At 70.1% G+C, this 17,353-nt stretch carries 17 protein-coding genes; 3 read left to right on the forward strand and 14 right to left on the reverse strand.

The window, feature by feature from the left end; translation table 11 throughout:
* Nucleotides 1-153: 153 nt before the first annotated feature.
* From GPA22_RS10090 to GPA22_RS10110, 5 genes are all read right to left on the reverse strand, one after another.
* The gene (locus GPA22_RS10090; protein WP_169255946.1) at nucleotides 154-1,029 is read right to left on the reverse strand and encodes a phosphoribulokinase; all 876 of its coding nucleotides are present in this window, start codon (nucleotides 1,027-1,029) and stop codon (nucleotides 154-156) included.
* Nucleotides 1,030-1,054: 25 nt separating this feature from the next.
* Complete coding sequence (locus GPA22_RS10095) at nucleotides 1,055-2,128, reverse strand: class 1 fructose-bisphosphatase (protein ID WP_169255947.1); 1,074 nt, start codon at nucleotides 2,126-2,128, stop codon at nucleotides 1,055-1,057.
* 17 nt (nucleotides 2,129-2,145) lie between these two features.
* A complete protein-coding gene (gene cbbX / locus GPA22_RS10100; protein ID WP_246264240.1) occupies nucleotides 2,146-3,132 on the reverse strand; it encodes a CbbX protein in 987 nt (328 codons plus the stop codon).
* 62 nt (nucleotides 3,133-3,194) lie between these two features.
* Nucleotides 3,195-3,620, reverse strand: coding sequence for a ribulose bisphosphate carboxylase small subunit (locus GPA22_RS10105; RefSeq protein WP_169255948.1), 426 nt, complete (start codon nucleotides 3,618-3,620; stop codon nucleotides 3,195-3,197).
* A 34-nt stretch (nucleotides 3,621-3,654) separates the two neighbouring features.
* A complete protein-coding gene (locus GPA22_RS10110; protein ID WP_169255949.1) occupies nucleotides 3,655-5,121 on the reverse strand; it encodes a form I ribulose bisphosphate carboxylase large subunit in 1,467 nt (488 codons plus the stop codon).
* Between the two features lie 109 nt (nucleotides 5,122-5,230).
* On the opposite strand from GPA22_RS10110, the gene GPA22_RS10115 reads away from it, so the two are divergent.
* Complete coding sequence (locus GPA22_RS10115; RefSeq protein WP_169255950.1) at nucleotides 5,231-6,151, forward strand: LysR family transcriptional regulator; 921 nt, start codon at nucleotides 5,231-5,233, stop codon at nucleotides 6,149-6,151.
* 64 nt (nucleotides 6,152-6,215) lie between these two features.
* Here the strand turns inward: GPA22_RS10115 and folE are convergent, their stop codons facing one another.
* From folE to GPA22_RS10160, 9 genes are all read right to left on the reverse strand, one after another.
* Entirely contained in the window at nucleotides 6,216-6,953 is a 738-nt protein-coding gene (gene folE / locus GPA22_RS10120) for a GTP cyclohydrolase I FolE (RefSeq protein WP_169255951.1), read from the reverse strand.
* A gap of 16 nt (nucleotides 6,954-6,969) precedes the next feature.
* The gene (locus GPA22_RS10125) at nucleotides 6,970-8,214 is read right to left on the reverse strand and encodes an alanine racemase (RefSeq protein WP_169255952.1); all 1,245 of its coding nucleotides are present in this window, start codon (nucleotides 8,212-8,214) and stop codon (nucleotides 6,970-6,972) included.
* A 36-nt stretch (nucleotides 8,215-8,250) separates the two neighbouring features.
* Entirely contained in the window at nucleotides 8,251-8,958 is a 708-nt protein-coding gene (locus tag GPA22_RS10130) for an HAD family hydrolase (protein ID WP_169255953.1), read from the reverse strand.
* Nucleotides 8,955-10,325, reverse strand: a complete 1,371-nt coding sequence (pabB, locus tag GPA22_RS10135) for an aminodeoxychorismate synthase component I (RefSeq protein WP_169255954.1) — start codon at nucleotides 10,323-10,325, stop codon at nucleotides 8,955-8,957. Before pabB ends, GPA22_RS10130 begins: the two co-directional genes overlap by 4 nt.
* A gap of 138 nt (nucleotides 10,326-10,463) precedes the next feature.
* The gene (gene fae / locus GPA22_RS10140) at nucleotides 10,464-10,994 is read right to left on the reverse strand and encodes a formaldehyde-activating enzyme (RefSeq protein ID WP_169255955.1); all 531 of its coding nucleotides are present in this window, start codon (nucleotides 10,992-10,994) and stop codon (nucleotides 10,464-10,466) included.
* A gap of 106 nt (nucleotides 10,995-11,100) precedes the next feature.
* Nucleotides 11,101-11,940 (reverse strand): formylmethanofuran dehydrogenase subunit C, encoded by an 840-nt coding sequence (locus tag GPA22_RS10145; protein ID WP_169255956.1) that lies wholly within the window; start codon nucleotides 11,938-11,940, stop codon nucleotides 11,101-11,103.
* A complete protein-coding gene (fhcD, locus tag GPA22_RS10150; RefSeq protein WP_169255957.1) occupies nucleotides 11,937-12,875 on the reverse strand; it encodes a formylmethanofuran--tetrahydromethanopterin N-formyltransferase in 939 nt (312 codons plus the stop codon). The genes GPA22_RS10145 and fhcD overlap by 4 nt, the downstream gene beginning before the upstream one ends.
* Nucleotides 12,872-14,548: a formylmethanofuran dehydrogenase subunit A gene (locus GPA22_RS10155; RefSeq protein ID WP_169255958.1), complete on the reverse strand. Its 1,677-nt coding sequence runs from the start codon at nucleotides 14,546-14,548 to the stop codon at nucleotides 12,872-12,874. Before GPA22_RS10155 ends, fhcD begins: the two co-directional genes overlap by 4 nt.
* Nucleotides 14,545-15,831: a molybdopterin-binding domain-containing protein gene (locus GPA22_RS10160; protein WP_169255959.1), complete on the reverse strand. Its 1,287-nt coding sequence runs from the start codon at nucleotides 15,829-15,831 to the stop codon at nucleotides 14,545-14,547. The genes GPA22_RS10155 and GPA22_RS10160 overlap by 4 nt, the downstream gene beginning before the upstream one ends.
* Before the next feature lie 449 nt (nucleotides 15,832-16,280).
* Here GPA22_RS10160 and GPA22_RS10165 point away from each other — a divergent pair, with 449 nt between their 5' ends.
* Both GPA22_RS10165 and GPA22_RS10170 read left to right on the forward strand, forming a co-directional pair.
* Nucleotides 16,281-16,802, forward strand: coding sequence for an SRPBCC family protein (locus GPA22_RS10165; protein WP_169255960.1), 522 nt, complete (start codon nucleotides 16,281-16,283; stop codon nucleotides 16,800-16,802).
* Nucleotides 16,803-17,029: 227 nt separating this feature from the next.
* On the forward strand, nucleotides 17,030-17,326 hold the full coding sequence (locus tag GPA22_RS10170) for a hypothetical protein (protein ID WP_169255961.1): 297 nt from the start codon (nucleotides 17,030-17,032) through the stop codon (nucleotides 17,324-17,326).
* Nucleotides 17,327-17,353 lie beyond the last annotated feature (27 nt).

A 17,353-nucleotide genomic window follows, 5' to 3' on the forward strand; every position in this document is an offset into this window, starting at 1 on the left:
GGATGGGGGTCGGACGGGTTCACAGAGCCGCCGATCAGCGCCCACGGAAACCCATCCCCCTCCCAACCTCCCCCTTGAAGGGGGAGGAGCATCCGTGCCCCAGCCGAGGAAATCGCCTCCGCAAGCTGCTGGATTCCTCTAATGTTCCCGCCCTCACAGCACCTTCCTCCTGCGCTCCACCAGCCTCCAGATGAACGGCGTGAAAATCAGCTGCATCGCGAGCTCCATCTTTCCGCCCGGCACGACGATGGTGTTCGCGCGGCTCATGAAGCTGCCGTGGATCATGTTCAGCAGGTACGCGAAATCGATCCCCTTCGGATCGGCGAAGCGAATCACCACCATGCTCTCGTCGGCCGTCGGCACCGCGCGCGCGATGAACGGGTTCGACGTATCCACCATCGGCACACGCTGGAAATTCACATGCGTGCGCGCGAACTGCGGGCAGATGTAATGCACATAGTCATGCATCCGGCGCAGGATCGTGTCCGTGACCGCCTCGGTCGAATAACCGCGCGTGCTCTTGTCGCGATGCAGCTTCTGGATCCACTCCAGGTTGATCACCGGCACCACGCCGATCAGCAGATCCGGAAAACGTGCGACATCCACCTTGTCGGTGACCACCGCGCCGTGCAGCCCCTCGTAGAACAGCAGGTCGCTGCCCGCCGGAATCTCCTCCCACGCGGTGAAGGTGCCCGCGGGCTGGCTGTAGGGCTCGGCCTCCTCGGCGCTGTGCAGATACTTCCGCCGCATGCCGCGGCCGGATTCGGCATAGCTGCGGAACAGCTGCTCCAGCTCGGCGAACAGGTTCGCCTCCTCGCCGAAGTGGCTGAAATGGTTGTTCGGCACGCCCTCGAGCTCGGCGAGGCGCTTGCGCATCTCCAGGCGGTCGAAAGCGTGGAAACTGTCGCCCTCGACCACGGCGGCGGTGACCTTCTCGCGGCGGAAGATCTCCTCGAAGGTGCGCTGCACGGTGCTGGTTCCGGCCCCTGACGAGCCGGTGATGGCGACGATTGGGTGGCGTTCGGACATGATGTCCCCCTTGGCGTTTGAGAAATCAGTTCTGCCGGAACAGGCTGCGCGCGTGGAACAGCGGCAGGTCGCTGTCGGGCTGCGGCGCGGGTTCGCGGTGGTAGCGCTCGATGCGCTCGACCTCCTCGCGCGAGCCGAACACGAAGCCGATGCGCTGGTGCAGGCTCGTCGGCTCGACATCGAGCACCGGCCGCTCGCCGGTCGAGGCGCGCCCGCCGGCCTGTTCGACGATCATGCCAATCGGGTTGCACTCATAGAGCAGGCGCAGCCGGCCGGGCTTGGCCGGATCCTTGCGGTCGCGGGGGTACAGGAACACGCCGCCGCGCATCAGGATGCGATGCGTCTCGGCCACCAGCGACGCCACCCAGCGCATGTTGAAATCGGATTCGCGCGGGCCGCTGCGGCCGGCGAGGCATTCGTCGACGTAGCGGCGCACCGGCGGCTCCCAGAAGCGCGAGTTGGCCGCGTTGATCGCGAACTCGCGCGTCGTCGTCGGGATGCCGATCTCCGGGTGCGTGAGGAAGAATTCGCCGAGGATCGGGTCGAAGGTGAAGCCCGCGACGCCATCGCCGACGGTCAGCACCAGCATCGTCGACGGCCCGTAGATCGCGTAGCCGGCCGCCACCTGGCGCGTGCCCGGCTGCAGGAAATCCTCGGGTTGCGCGTCCTCGCCCGGCGTCGGCGCACGCAGCACCGAGAAGATCGAACCGACCGCGACGTTCACGTCGATGTTCGACGAACCGTCGAGCGGATCGAAGACCAACAGGTACTTGCCCCGCGAGCCGTCGGCCGGCAGCGGGATCGGCGCTTCGTTCTCCTCCGACACCATGCCGGCGAGGTCGTCGCCCCAGTGCGTCGCGCGCAGGAAGATGCGGTCGGCGAGCACGTCGAGCTTCTTCTGCGTCTCGCCCTGCACGTTCTCGCTGTCGAGCGATCCGAGCACGCCCGCGAGCGCGCCCTGCGCGACGGCGCGCGAGATCGCCTTGCAGGCCTGCGCGACCTGCAGGATCAGCGCGTTGAACTCGCCGGTCGCACCCGGGTGCAGGCGGCGCTGGGCGATCAGGTATTCGGTCAGTGTCGTGCGTTCGATGTCGAACATGGCGGCGTTCCCCTGGGTCAGAATTGGGTGCGTTCGGCGGTGCATTCGGCGATGCGTTCGGCGGGCCGGAAATGCCGGCTGCTGCGCACGTCGGCGTCGGTCAGCGTCGTCAGCGCCGCGGCATCGACGGTCGCGCCCGCCTCGAAGAGGCGCAGCGCCTGGCGCAGCCGCATGCGGTCGAGCGCGTTGCGCACGCTCCGGGCGTTGGCGAAGTGCGGCTGGCGGCGGCGCAGCACGATGTATTCGTCGAAGGCGCGGCGTGCGGCGTCGTCGAAGCGGTAGTTCCACTGCGCGAGCATCTTTCCGGCGATGTCGCCGAGCTCGCCGTCGGAGTAGTCGGGGAAGTCGATGTGGTGCGCGATGCGCGATTTCAGGCCGGGGTTCGATTCGAAGAAGCGCTCCATGCGGTCACCGTAGCCGGCGAGCACCACGACGAGGTCGTCGCGCTGGTTCTCCATGACCTGCAGCAGGATCTCGATCGCCTCCTGGCCGTAGTCCTTTTCGTTCTCGGGGCGGTACAGGTAGTAGGCCTCGTCGATGAAGAGCACCCCGCCCATCGCGCGCTTCAGCACTTCCTTGGTCTTGGGCGCGGTGTGGCCGATGTACTGGCCGACGAGGTCGTCGCGCGTCACCGCGACGACGTGCCCGCGGCGCACGTAGCCGAGCCGCTGCAGGATCTGCGCGATGCGCAGCGCGACGGTGGTCTTGCCGGTGCCGGGGTTGCCGGTGAAGCTCATGTGCAGCGACGGCGCCTCGGTCGCGAGGCCGATCTTGCGGCGCGCGCGGTCGACCAGCAGCAGCGCGGCGATCTCGCGCACGCGGCGCTTCACCGGCACGAGGCCGACCAGCTCGCGGTCGAGCTCGTCGAGCACCTCGCCGACGCCCGCCTCGCGGTACTCGGCCGCAAGGTCGACGGTGCCGGACGGGGCGTCCGTCTCGGCGCGGAGCGCGGTGTCGGGCGATGCGGAAGGCAGGCCCGCGGCCTGCCGATCGGCGGCGTTCATCGTGGTGTCTCCTCGTGGGCGGGGGTGCGGCGCGCCGTCGATGCGGCGCGTTCCTGCAGGCGTCAGGCGGTGTAGCGTTCTCCTTCGGGCGCGCGCACGACGGCGTAGCTTTCGAGCGTGTAGCGCACGACGCGCCCCTCGCCTTCCTGGCGCACGAGGCGGAAGCCGGGCTCGTGCGCCGGGCGATTGACGAGGAACGACATGCGCATCGTTTCCCAGCCGTGCATGGAGTCGAACGCGTTGATGCGGATGTAGCGGTCGGGCCAGGTCGCGCGGCATTCGGCGAGCTCGCTCATGACGCCGGCGGGATCGACGAGGTCGAACATCGGATGGCCCCACATCGACCAGTAGGTGTTGCGCGGGTGCGGGTCGTCGGTGTATTCGATGCTGACCGCCCAGCCCTGCACGAGGCAGTACTCGACCTGCGCGGCGATCTGCGCGTCGGTCAGGTCGGGCAGGAAGGAAAAGGCGCCTTGGGTGATTCTCATGTCATCTCTCCTGGATCTGGGGTCGGGGGCGGAATCAGGCGGCGGTCGGCGTCGCGACGAAGTCGGACGTGTCGGTCGAGGTGTAGTTGAAGGTGACCTCGCCCCAGGTATCGAGCGCGGCACGCAGCGGCGTGCAGTGGCGCGCGGCGTCCTTGAGGATCTCGGGGCCCTCGTTGGCGATGTCGCGCCCCTCGTTGCGCGCGAGCACCATCGCTTCGAGCGCGACGCGGTTCGCGGTGGCGCCCGCCTGGATGCCCATCGGATGGCCGATCGTGCCGCCGCCGAACTGCAGCACGACGTCGTCGCCGAACAGCGAGATCAGCTGGTGCATCTGGCCGGCGTGGATGCCGCCCGAGGCGACCGGCATCACGCGGCGGATGCTCGCCCAGTCCTGCTCGAAGAAGATCCCGCGCGCGAGGTCGACCTCGTTCTTCATCTCGCGGCACACGTTGTAGTAGCCCTGCACCGTCATCGGGTCGCCTTCGAGCTTGCCGACCGCGGTGCCCGCGTGCAGGTGATCGACGCCGGCCAGCCGCAGCCACTTCGCGATCACGCGGAAGGAGATGCCGTGGTTCTTCTGGCGCGTGTAGGTGCCGTGGCCCGCGCGGTGCATGTGCAGGATCATGTCGTTCGCGCGTGCCCAGTTGCTCATCGACTGGATCGCGGTCCAGCCGATGATCAGGTCGACCATGATGATCGTCGAGCCGAGCTCCTTCGCGAACTCGGCGCGCTCGTACATCGCCTCCATCGTGCCGGCGGTGACGTTGAGGTAGTGGCCCTTGATCTCGCCGGTGCCGGCGGCGGCGCGCTGGACACCTTCCATCACGTACAGGAAGCGGTCGCGCCAATGCATGAAGGGCTGCGAGTTGATGTTCTCGTCGTCCTTGGTGAAGTCGAGGCCGCCGAGCAGCGCCTCATACACTACGCGGCCATAGTTCTTGCCCGAGAGGCCCAGCTTGGGCTTGGTCGTCGCGCCGAGCAGCGGCCGGCCGAAGCAGTTGAGCCGCTCGCGCTCGACCACGATGCCGGTCGGCGGGCCGCGGAAGGTCTTCACGTACGCGACCGGCAGGCGCATGTCTTCGAGGCGCGCGGCCTTGATCGGCTTGAAGCTGAAGACGTTGCCGATGATCGACGCGGTGAGGTTGGCGATCGAGCCTTCCTCGAAGAGATCCAGCTCGTAGGCGACGTAGCAGAAGTACTGGCCGGGCTGCCCAGGCACCGGGTCGACGCGGTAGGCCTTGGCGCGGTAGCGGTCGCAGGCGGTCAGGCGGTCGGTCCACACGACGGTCCAGGTGGCGGTCGACGATTCGCCGGCCACCGCCGCGGCGGCCTCGATCGGATCGACGCCTTCCTGCGGCGTGATGCGGAACAGCGCCAGCACGTCGGTCTCCTTCGGCTGGTAGTCGCCGTCCCAGTAGCCCATCTGTGCGTACTTCAGCACGCCCGCCCGATAACGCTTCTTCGGATCGATGATGGCTTCGGCGGTTTCCGGTGCACCCATGTCGTCGTCTCCTTGTCGTGTCTGTTTCCGTTGCCGGTGTATGGACAATACGGATTACGACGAATAAGCTCCAATCGAATAATCAGTGAGTTTGAGATAAGGATTGCTGATGCGACTCGTTCAACGCCTGAGCATGCGCCAGCTGCGCGCGCTGGTCGCCGTCGCCGACTCCGGCAGCTTCACCGCCGCCGCGCACCTGCTGCACGTGACGCAGCCGGCGGTGTCGATGCAGCTGAAGGAACTCGAGGAGATCACCGGCGAGGTGCTCGTCGACGGCCGGCGCCAGATCCACCTGACCGCCGCCGGCGAGATCCTCGTGCGCCAGGCGCGCGTCGCGCTCGAAGCCATCGAACTGGCCGAGCTGCAGCTGAAGGCGCAGCGCGACATGCCGGCGGGCACGATCGAGGTCGCGGCGATCACCACCTCCGAGTATTTCGTGCCCTACCTCTTGGCCGAATTCGGCCGGCGCTACCCCGACGTCGGCTTCCGCCTGACGGTCGCGAACCGCGAGGTCGTGCACCGGCTGCTGCGCGACCAGCGCGCCGACCTCGCGATCACCGGCGAGCCGCCGAGCGGCCTGCCGCTGCGCCGCATTCCGTTCGCGCCGCATCCGCTGTCCTTCGTCGCGGCGCCCGATCACCCGCTCGCCGGCCGCGAACGCATCCCGCCCAGCGCACTCGCCGGCGAGCGGCTGCTGCTGCGTGAACAGGGCTCGGGTACGCGCGCGAACCTCGAACGTTTCCTGCGCGCGGCGCACGTCAAGGCGGTGCGCGCCGACGAGCTGGGCAGCAACGAGACGCTCAAGCAGGCGGCGATGGCGGGCATGGGGATCGCGTTCCTGTCGCACCAGTGCTTCGCGATGGAACTCGCCGCCGGCCGCATCGTGCGGCTCCCGGTGCTCGGCACGCCGGTGATGCGCGAGTGGAACGTGCTCGTGCCCGAAGGCCGCGCGCCGACGCCGGCAATGGTGGCGCTGCTCGACTATTTCCAGGCGGAAGGCGCCGAGCGGCTGCGCGCACTGGCGGCCTGAGCCTTCGTCGGCGCGGCGCAGCAGCGCGCGGCGCTCCGGCCGCCCGCCGCGTGCGCCGCCCGGATCAGCCATGGGTGGGCGCCTGCGCCCCGCCACCGCCGACGAGCGCGAAGAACTCGCGGCGCGTCGTCGCATCGTCGCGGAAGGCGCCGAGCATCCGGCTGGTGACCATCGCCACCCCCGGCTTGTGCACACCGCGCGTCGTCATGCACTGGTGCGCCGCCTCGATGACGACCGCGACCCCTTTCGGCTGCAGCACCGCCTGCAGCGTGTCGGCGATCTGCACCGTCATCTTCTCCTGGATCTGCAGCCGCTTCGCATAGGCATCGACGAGGCGCGCGAGCTTGGAGATGCCGACGACGCGGTGGCGCGGGAGGTAGGCGACGTGCGCGCGGCCGATGATCGGCACCATGTGATGCTCGCAATAGCTCTCGAAACGGATGTCGCGCAGCACGATCATCTCGTCGTAGCCCTCGACCTCCTCGAAAGTGCGGGCGAGCAGTTCCGCCGGGTCGGTGCGGTAGCCGGCGAAGAACTCCTCGTACGCGCGCACGACGCGCGCCGGCGTGTCGCGCAGCCCTTCACGCGCAGGATCGTCGCCGGCCCAGCGCAGCAGCGTGCGCACGGCGGCTTCCGCCTCCTTGCGGGTCGGCCGGTCGGCGGCGTCGCGCGACCTGGCGGAGCCGGTCGACGCCTCCGCCTTCACGGCCTTCGAAGTCTTCCGTGCGCGCGGTTTCGCCCGCTCAGCGCCGGTGGATCGGTTCTGCGCCCAGGCGCCGTCGCGGTCGTGCTCATCAAGCATGTTCGGTCTCCTGCAGCTACGTGTTGGGGAGCGGTTCGGGTAGCCCTGCTGCCCGGTCGATGACAAGCTCGGCGGCCGGCGGCCGGCCGAGAAAGGCTTGCGGGCTCGCGCTCGCGCCGTAGGCGCCGGACTGGAACACCGCGACGAGGTCGCCCGGTCCGGCCACGGGCAGCTCGATGTCTTCCGCCCAGGTGTCGTGCGGGGCGCACAGCGGGCCGACGAGCGTCACGCGCTCGGTCGCGTGCCGCCCTGCCCCGACCACGGTGATCGGGAAATGCAGGTGACGGCGCCCTTCCAGCGCGCCGGTCGCGTGCCAGTGGTGGTGTGCACCGCCGTCGACGATCAGGAAGGTGCGGCCGCGCGAGGTCTTGCGTTCGACCACGCGCGTCAGGTACAGCCCGGCCTCGCCGACCAGATAGCGGCCGAGTTCGAGCGTGAGGCGGGCAGCGGGAAGCCGGCGCGCCGCCTCCTTCGACAAGGCGCGCAGCGCATCGCCGACGACCGCCAGATCGAGTGCCGTCTCGCCGGGGAAGCACGGAATGCCGAGCCCGCCGCCGAGGTTCAGCACGCGCACGGGCGCTGGCGCGAAGGGCGCGAGCTCGCACGCCAGTTTCAAGGTCGCGCGCTGCGCTTCGGCGATCGCGAGCGCGTCGAGGCAGCGCGAGCCGGCATAGACGTGAAAACCTTCGAAGGCGAGCGGCAGGCGGCCGAGTTCGCCGAGCACCGCCGGCGCGTCCTCGCTGTCGACACCGAATTTGCGCGGCCCGCCGCCCATCTGTGCGTCGGCAGCGAGACTGAACGGCGGATTCACGCGCAGCGCGACGCGCGGGCGGCGGCCGTTCGCGAGCGCCGCGAGGCGCCGCGCTTCGGCGAGCGATTCGACGACGACGAGTGCTTCCGCGGCGACCGCTGCGGCGAGGTCCTCGTCGCGCTTGCCGGGACCGGCGACGCTGAGCGTCTCGCCGGCGACGCCCGCCGCACGCGCGAGCGCGATCTCCGCCGCGGACGTCACGTCGCAGCCATCGACGAGCGGCGCTATGCGCGCGACGACCGCCGGCAGCGGGTTCGCCTTCACGGCGTACAGCAGCGCAAGCCCGGCAGGCAGCTCGGCGCGCAGTTCGCCGATCCTGCGCTCGATGAGCGGCGCCGAGTACAGGTACAGCGGCGTGCCGTGGCGCCGTGCGAAGTCCTGGAGTGCCGCCGCGCCCTGCCCGTCGGGGAGCTGCCAGCGGCGCAGCAGCGTCGTGAGGAGATCGGTCATCGTCCCGCCCCGTCGCGCTCGGCCGGGTCCTGCCCGTTAGCGCTCATCGGCCAGCACCTCGACGATGCGCCAGCCGCGCTTTTCAGCCTCGGCGCGCAAGCGCGGATCCGGGCGAACCACGACGGCTTCGGCGACGCGTTCGAGCAGCGGCAGGTCGCTCGCCGAATCCGAATAGAACACCGAGTGCGCAAGCCCCGCCCAGGCGAGCCCGTTCTCGGCGAGCCACCGTTCGACACGCGCGACTTTCGCGGCGCCGTGGCACAGCTCGCCCTCGACCCCGCCGGTGTAACGGCCGTCCCGGACCTCGGCGCGGCTCGACAGCAGCTGGTCCAGCCCGAACTCGCGCGCGAACGGCGTTGCGACGAAATCGTTGGTCGCGGTCACCAGGGCGCACAGGTCGCCCCGCTCCCGATGCGCTGCGACGAGCGCGCGCGCCGCCTGCGGAATCGTTGCCGCAATCTGCGCATGAAACGCGGCGCCCAGCGCGTCGCGCTCGGTCGCCGCAAAGCGCGCCAGCGGCGCCATCGCAATCGCGTGCAGCCGCGCCACCGGCAGCTCGCCGCGCACGTAGCGATGGCAGGCGTCGAGGTAGCGCTCGGTAACGTCGGCCTCGAGCACGCCACGGTCGACGAGAAAACGCAGGAAGGCCATCCCGCTGTCGTAGGGGATGAGCGTCAGGTCGAGGTCGAACAGCGCAACGCGGCGCGGGGCCGCTGCACGCGCCGGTGCGGCCATCGGTGTCATGCCCCGCCCGCCGCGCTGCGCGGTATCGTGTCCGCGCGCGCACGCAGCGCCGCCGGTGCGTACCGCTCGGCCTGCGCCGCGATGTCCGCGGGCGCGCATGCCTCGTGCGGCGGCACCGCGTCGTCGGCGACGAGCCCGGTCAGGAAACGCGCCTTCAACGCACATTCCTCGAATTCGTCGGCCGCGGTGCTGTCGATGACGATCCCCGCGCCGACCCCCATCCGGCCGCGCTGCAGCTTGCCGTGCGCGGCGTCGAGCGTCAGCGTGCGGATCGCGACCGACAGGCAGAAGTCGCCGCACGCCGCCCCCGGCCGCCCCGATCCCGGCGCGTCGATCCAGCCGATGCTGCCGGTGTAGAGGCCGCGCGGGGTGCTCTCGAGCTCGCCGATCAGCTGCATCGTGCGGTGCTTCGGCGCGCCGGTGATCGAGCCGCAGGGAAAGAGCGCGCGCAGGATGGCCGGAAAGCCGACTTCATCGGGCAGGTCCGCCTCCACCGTCGAGGTCATCTGGAACACCGTCGAATACGGCTCGATCGAGAACAGCGCCGGCACGCGGACGCTGCCGACCTTCGCGATGCGGCCGAGGTCGTTGCGCAGCAGGTCGACGATCATCAGGTTCTCGGCGCGGTTCTTGACGTCCCCTGCGAGCATGCGCGCGAGCTCGCTGTCGCCCTCGACGTCCGGTGCGCGCCGCGACGTGCCCTTCATCGGCCGCGTGACGAGGCGCCCGTCGTGATGGCGCAGGAAGAGCTCCGGCGAGCACGACAGCACGTGGCTCGGCCCCGGCCCCGGCCCCGGCGGCAGCGCGATGAACGCGCCGTAGGCCACCGGCTGCCGCTCGCGCAGGCGCCGGTACAGCGACACCGGCGAACCGAACACGTCGAAATCGAGCCGGTAGGTGTAATTGACCTGGTAGGTTTCGCCCTCGCCGATCGCGTGGTGGATGCGCGCGATCGCGTCGTCGAAGGCCTTGTGGTCGACGCTCGCGCGCGGCGCGAGGATAGCCGCGGGGGCGCGATGCGTGCCGTCGTACGGGTAACCGGCGCGCTCGTCGGCGTCCTGGGCGAGCAGCCAGGCTTCGACCTCGTCGGCCGACAGGTGCGCGAGCCGCGCGAAGATCAGCACGCGCAGCGCCCCGCCGTCCGCGGCGGCGCGCGCGTCGATCCCGTGCAGGCGCGCGCCCCATTCGTAGTCGGCGAGCACGACCGCATGGCCGCCCGCGCGCAGATCGCGCTCGACACCGCTCCAGACGGCATCGAGCGTCGCGGGGTCGTCGCAGCGGTGCTCGCGCACGAAGCCGGTGTAGAGCCGGCTCGTCGGATACGCGGCGGTGGCGTTGCAGTCGTCGAGCAAGGCAAAGCAGGCCATGGGGGTCCTCCTGCGCGGGTTGTGTCGAAGACGACTTTGCCAGCGAGGGCGACATTCGGCGTTATCAGGGCCGACGCTCTCGTGCCTCGCTGCGCTCGAAGCCGACCGGCCGGATCGGCGGGCGGCCGGCGCCGGGCGTCAGCTCCAGTCGTCCATGTCGTGGCGGATCGTGTGGCGATTGGCGATCAGCTCGTCGACCGTCGGCTCGTTCGCCAGCGCGCGGCGGATCGCGAGCTTCGTCGCCTCGTAGTTCGTGCGGTACATGTCCTTCTTGTCGAGCTCGGCGTGCGTCGCGCAGCGCGGGTCGATCCACACCAGGCTGATGATGCACAGGCGGTTGGCCTCGGTCTTCGGGATCACGCCTTCGATCAGGCAGTCGACCACGGCATCGGCGGTCGCCGACTGCACGACGCCGCCGAACAGCTCGATGTTGGCGCTGTCCTTCAAGGTGACTTTCGGCACGAGCATCGTCGCCGGCCGCACCAGCTGGTTGCACGCGCGGATCGCGAACATCGCGGTGTGGCCCTTGCTCTGCGCCATCAGGTTCGCGAAGGCCTGGCCGACCGGGCCGTCGGTGCGGCCGATCAGGATCTCCGGCATCGCGTCGGTGTATTGGCCGTCGGCCGCCAGTACGGTCGCCTCGCCGGCGTGAAAGGTGTAGTCGCTCATGAGTGCTCCAGGGATGGGATGAGGTTGGGTATGAGATCGGGGTTGGGGGGGCGGCCGGCCGCCGTGGCGACCGGCTCGGTATGCGGGAGACCTCACCGCGGCCGGCTCAGGCCGGCAGCAGCCATTCCCCCTTGCCGTCGGCGGCGAGATCGCCGACGAAGCGCCGCGGGCGAGCGGCCGCGAGCGCGGCGAACGGGCCGCCGTGCACCGCCAGGCTCCGCGCGAGCAGCGTCCAGATCACCTGCACGTCGTGGCCCGTCGGCACGAAGGTCGGGGGCGGCTCGGGCTGCGGACCGGCGAAGATCAGCGTGCCGCGGCGCATGCCGTAGCCGCAATGCGCGCCCACCGCGCCCGCAACGGCGATCGTGCCGGCAACCAGCCGCGACGCGAGAAAGTCGCCCGCGTCGCCGAACACGACCGCGGTGCCGCGCCGCATGCGGTCGCCAAAGCGCGCGCCGGCCTTGCCGCGCACGATGAAGAGGCCGCCGCGCATGCCGTCCATGTCGCCGGGCAACGCGCTGGCCGCGTAGTCGCCGACGTCGCCGCCGACCTCCAGCCGCCCGCCCGCCATCTCGCACGCGGCGAGCAGGCCGGCGCTGCCGGTCACGACGATCTCGCCGGCGCGCATCCCGGAGCCGACGTAGTCCCCGACATCGCCTTCGACACGGATGCGCCCGCCGTCGAGCCCGCGGCCGAGCCCGTCGCAGCGCGACAGGTCGCCTTCGAAGACCAGCTCGGGGCCATCGGCAGCCATCGCTTCGACATCGAAGAATTCGCCGATCGGCACCTGCTCGTTGCCGTGCCACAGGGCTCTGCGTGCGACCCCCGATGGCGTCTCGCCGCCCAGTGCCTGCGGCACGAAGCCCGCCAGATCCAGCCGCAGCGCGGGCTGCGCGCGGAGCCGCAGGCGGAAGGCGTTCGCGTCACGATCGTTCGCCGGACTCATGCCCCCTCCTTGCCCAGCAGCGCGTGCAGGCGGTACAAGTAGGGTCCGAGCTTGCCGCCATAGTTGCCGGCGGAGATGCGCCGCACACCGGCGGCCGCACCGCGTGCGACGACCGCTTCCATGCCGACGCGCATCGCCGCGGCGACGTCGCCGTCGGTGAGCCCGTCGATGACGATTTCCATCACGCAGCCGACCTCCGCGCTCAGTTCGGTCCGCTTCGCGAGCGGCGTCAGCGCCGGGCAGAACGCGTCGTTGCTCGATGCCGGCAGCGACGCGTACTTGCTGCCGATTTTCGAGCCCGAGCGCACCACCCCGCCGGGGAAAGGCAGGATCACGTTCGGCAACGCGCGCATCGCCACGACCGCCGCTTCCGCGGCGCCGAGCGCGGCCTCGGTGTCGTGCGCGAGGATCAGCAGGTTGCCGCCGCCGACGGCCTTGACCACCGGCGTCGTCTCTTCGGCGACGAACTCGCCGTCCATCACCGGCACGCGCCAGTAGCGCCGGCCGTCGATGACTTTCGAGATCTGCCAGCCGTCGCCGAAGAAGCGCAGGTTCTTGCCGAGCGCGGTCCGGTCCGCGTCCGGCGGGCCATCCAGTCCGGTATAGACCGCGGTCGTCGGGCAGGTCAGCACGCACTGGCCGACCCGCCGCTCGATCTGCTTCGCGAGATCCTTCCCGGACATCGAAAAGATCAGCACCGCCACGCCCGGCCGCCCGTCCGGCGTCTCGCCCGGCTCCAGCACCCGCTCGATGCCCGCTTCGCAGCCGCAGGCGATCACCGAGGTCGCGAAACCGGTCAGCGCGACCGCGGCGTGGTTCGCCCAGGTCGCGTTGTGCGCCGTGATGACGAGGCGCGTGGCCTTCATCGGGAAGGCCTCGGCGAAGGTGTCGTCGATCACGACGCCGTTGATCTCCAGCATCGCCGCGGCGCTCATTTGCGCCCCCCGCGCCCGTGCAGCGGGCACGCCAGCAGGCGCCCGCCGTTCGCGCACGCGCACAGCTCGTCGCGGCCGATGGCGGCGTGGCGCCAGGCGGTCGCCAGATGCTCGTCGGCGTACTTCGCGAGCATGCGCTCGATCGCCGGATCGAACTCCGGCTCGAGGAAATGCGTGCCGCCGACCGGCGTCGCGACGAGCCGGCCCCGTTGCACGACGAGCTCGCCGTCCTTGAACACGTATTCCGGCGTCGTGAACATCGCCTCGCGATCGGGGTCCTCGCGATACACCGCGATGTCGGCCGCGGCGCCCTCGCCGAGCTGGCCGCGGTCGGCAAGGCCGAGCAGCCGCGCGGGGGCGGCGCGCGTCATGATCGCGATCTCGTTCAGGCTGAGCTCGCGGCCGATCCCGCGCAGCAGCGCGTTAACGGCGACCTCGGGATGCAGCTTCGCGAGCTGCTCGTCACGGAAGGACTTGTCCATCAGCAGGCGGATCAGGTGCGGATAACTCGTGAAGGGGCCGCCGTTCGGGTGGTCGGTCGTCAGCACGACGCGCCACGGGTCGTCGACCAGCAGGAAGAGCTCGAGACCGATCGCCCACTGCAGCGCATTGACGAAGCTCTCCTCGCGATAGCGGAAAGGCACGATGCCGCAGCCGGCGTCGCACTCGATGTCGGCGCCGATCCACTTGCGCGGGCTGCCGAGATCCGCGTTCGCGTGCTGGCGCATCGTGTCGCCGGACGCGGTGACGGTCTGCCCGAAAGTGATCTGGCCGACGTCGATGCTCACGTTCGGGTTCGCATTGACCGCCTCGGCCAGTTCGCGCGCCGCCGACGAGAACTTGCGCGCGCCCTCGGTGCCGTACGCGTGGAACTGTACGTGCGTCAGGTGCCCGCGCAGCCCTTCGAGCGCGGCGATCGTCGCGAGCGTCGAGCCGATGTTGCCCGGCACGCCGAGGTTGCTCGCGTGGATGTGCAGCGGATGCGGGATGCCGAGCTCGGTGAGCGCGCGCGCGAGCGTTTGCACGACCTGGCGCGGCGTGATGCGCCAGTGCGTGTGGTCCTCGTCGACGTCGAGCTTGCGCTGGTTGAACTTGAACGCCGAGATGCCGCCGGGATTGACGACCTTGACGCCCATCGCGCGCGTCGCGTGGATCGTCCAGCCGACGTAATCGCGGATGCGCTCGAAATCCTGGCCCTCGGCGAGCATGCGCAGCATCAGCTCGTCGTTGCCGAGCATCACGTAGGCGCCGTGGTCGAGGATCGGCGTGTCGCCCATCTCCATGTGCGCGTGGCGCGCGTTCGACGGCGCCATCGCCGGCTCGAAGGCCGCCGTGTAGCCCATCTCGGCGTAGCGGTAGCCGGTCGCGAGCGTGCCCGGCGTGCAGCAGCCGGCGGACGCGAGCTCGAGCGGGTTATCCGGCGCGCGGTTGGCGCGGTGGTCCTCGGGCAGCAGCATGCGCGCGAGGTTCACCTTGCCGCCGCCAATATGCGTGTGCATGTCGATGCCGCCGGCCATCACGACCATGCCGGAGACGTCGAACTCGCGGTCGACCTTCTCGGCCGGATGCAGCGCGACGATGCGGCCGTCGCGCACGCCGATGTCGCGGACCTCGCCGTCGATGCCGTTGGCCGGATCGATGATGCGGCCGCCTTTGAGACGCAGCGTGCTCATCGCGCTCCTCCTTCGGCACGCGCCGCAGCGATGTTTGCGGCGATGTCCGCCGCGACCTCCGCGACGCCCGGCAGCGTGTCCGCGTAGATCGGCACGAGCGGCAGCACGACGCCGCCATCGGCGCGGAAGAGATGCCCGGCGGAGCCGATGCCCGGCGTCGACACCGGGATGAACACCGAATTCGCCCGAGCCGCGGCCTCTTCGAGCCCCGGGTGACCGAGCACGACGAGCGGCAGCCCGGTGTCGGGCGGCGCGAGCTCGGGCGAGAACGCGGACACCCACAACAGGGCATCCACGGCGCGCTGCGCGAGGAGCCGCGCGGTCGCGTAGCGCTGCGGCTCATGCACGAGCCCGCGCATGTGCACGCCGGTGCGCAGCGGCAATCCCGACAGCCAGGTCATCACCTGGTTAGCCGTGTAGCCGCCATCCCCGCCGCCAAGGCAGAACGCCGCCGCGCGCGTCGTGCGGTTGAGCGTATTGACGATGCGCTGGATCGCTTCGGCGACGAGCGCGCCCTGGGCCGGCAGGCTGGACGATTCCCACACGACTACCGTGTAGCGCGCCGCCTGCATGCGCACGATGAGCGCGTCGAGCGCGGGATCGCTCGCGGCCGTGCGGCGCCCGGCCAGCCGCGCAGCGATGAGCGCGACGGTGTCGAAGACGTCGCCGGCGAAGCCGATCTCCTCCGTCGTGCAGGCCTCCAGCCCGGGCACGGACGCTGCCATGCACGCGCCGACGAAGACGACATGCCGCGCGGGCGCATCCGCGGCCGGCGCCGTGCGGCGGAAGAACTCCGGATAGTGGTCGGTCGCGTTCGTGCCGAGGCAGACGACGAGGTCGGCGCGGTTACGGATCTCGGCCAGCGTCGTGTAGAAGACGCCGCGGTCCTGCAGCGCGCGGGTCGACACCATCAGCGCGTCGCCATTGGCGTGATCGAGGATCGCGCCGCAGCCGTTCGCGAGGCGGTACAGCGCGCGCATGCCGGCGACGTCGGTCGCGAGCCCCGCGAAGAGCGGCTGGGCGCTCGCACCGAGGATCGCGGCCGCCGCCGCGACGGCGCTGCGATGATCGACGGCGCGTCCGTCGACCCGGGCCGTCGCCGACGCCGGCGCGGCGCCGAAGTGGGACAACGCGGCGGCCGCGCGCCCGCAGTCGCTGCCGATCAGCGTCGGCCGTGGTGCCGCCGCGAGCGAAAAGCCGTCGCAGCACAGCGGGCAGAACGGGCAGGTCCAGGGCCGGCCCGTCGCCGCGGCGGGAGGTGGAGAGGCAGGATTGGCAGTCATGGCCACTCCAAGGCAAGCGACATGCCACCTCGCCGCGCCCCTGCCACGCAAGCCCTTCGCCGCCGAACGGGCACCCTACGGCGCTGCCCGGCTCAACAGTGTGTCAGCGCCGCCCGCCGCGGCACGGGACACACTGTCACGAAGCCCCCCGCAGTTCAGGGCACGGGGCGGGCCGTTGGCGCACAACTCCCGCTTCGGCCGTGCGGATCCCGGCATCTGGCACGAATCCTGAAAGAAGCGGAAACCGGCCCGAACCGCCCCGTTTGCCATGTCCATCCGCCACTTTCCGCCTGCCTCGAACGCCGCACCGCCACGGGCCGTGGCGTGCCCAACCCTATCTCCCCCTCGGCGACCGGACCGCAGCCGCGGAACGGCTACGCCGACCCCTGCCCGCCCCCCCCTTTTTTCGGGCAGGGGATCGTTTATTCCCCCCACTGGAGCCGACCACGATGCGCAAGACCCTGATCGCCGCGACCCTGCTGTGCGCCGCCACTGCCGCCTGGGCGCACGGCCCGATGCGCCAGAAAGTCACCGAAACGGTCACGATCGCCGCGCCACCGGAGGCGGTCTGGAACCGCGTCAAGGATTTCGCCGCGCTGCAGAGCTGGCACCCGGCCATCGAGTCGTCGCAGGCGACCGCGGGCAACGACGTCGGCTCGGTGCGCACGCTCAATCTCAAGGGCGGCGGCAGGATCGTCGAGGAATTGACGCGCTACTCCGTGGAGGAGCACCGCCTGGCGTACAAGATGACCGACCCCGGCCCGGTTCCGGTCACGAACTACACGTCGATACTCAGCGTGCTGCCGGGCGACGGCGGCACCACCCTCGTCGAATGGAAAGCCGGCTTCTATCGCGGCGAGCCGAACAACAATCCGCCGCCGGAACGCAACGACGAGGCGGCGATCGCGGCGGTGACCGGCATCTACAAGACCGGGCTGGACAACCTGAAGAAACTCGCGGAAGGAAAATGATGAGGCATCGGGGCTGCATCATGCGGCGCACCAAATATGACGCAGCCCCGGAGCCGCATCTGCCGGACCAGCCGCTCAGCGGCTTAGCAGGTCGTATTTCAACATCAGCAATTTGAATTTGCTGCAGCGCCGCATTTCCCGTATAAGGAAGCTCGAAGCGGGGATAACAAGTGTGCCCACGGCATACCGTAACCCTACCCAGTTTCTTTTTACGGGAAGGACCCACGATGAAGCCGCTGTTCGCATACGCCCTCGCAGGCACCGTCATGCTTTGCGCCGCCTTCGGCGCGCAGGCCGCCGGCGAAGACCCCGCCCCCTACGGCAACTACCTGACCTCCAGCGAGGTTCCGCAATCCCGCCCCGGCTCGTTCGACGTGTACATCGATCCGCCGACCGGCTTCGCGTTCGTCCACACGCCTTCCGGCTGGACCTTCACCCGCAAGGTACCGGACGACTCGCTGGTGCTCGCGGAACTGCGGGCAAGGTACAACGCCGAATTGCTGGCGAGCGCCGCGCAGCAATAAGACAAAGGGCCGCAATCGCGGCCCTTG

The organism is Aromatoleum toluvorans, assembly GCF_012910905.1.
GTDB lineage: Bacteria > Pseudomonadota > Gammaproteobacteria > Burkholderiales > Rhodocyclaceae > Aromatoleum > Aromatoleum toluvorans.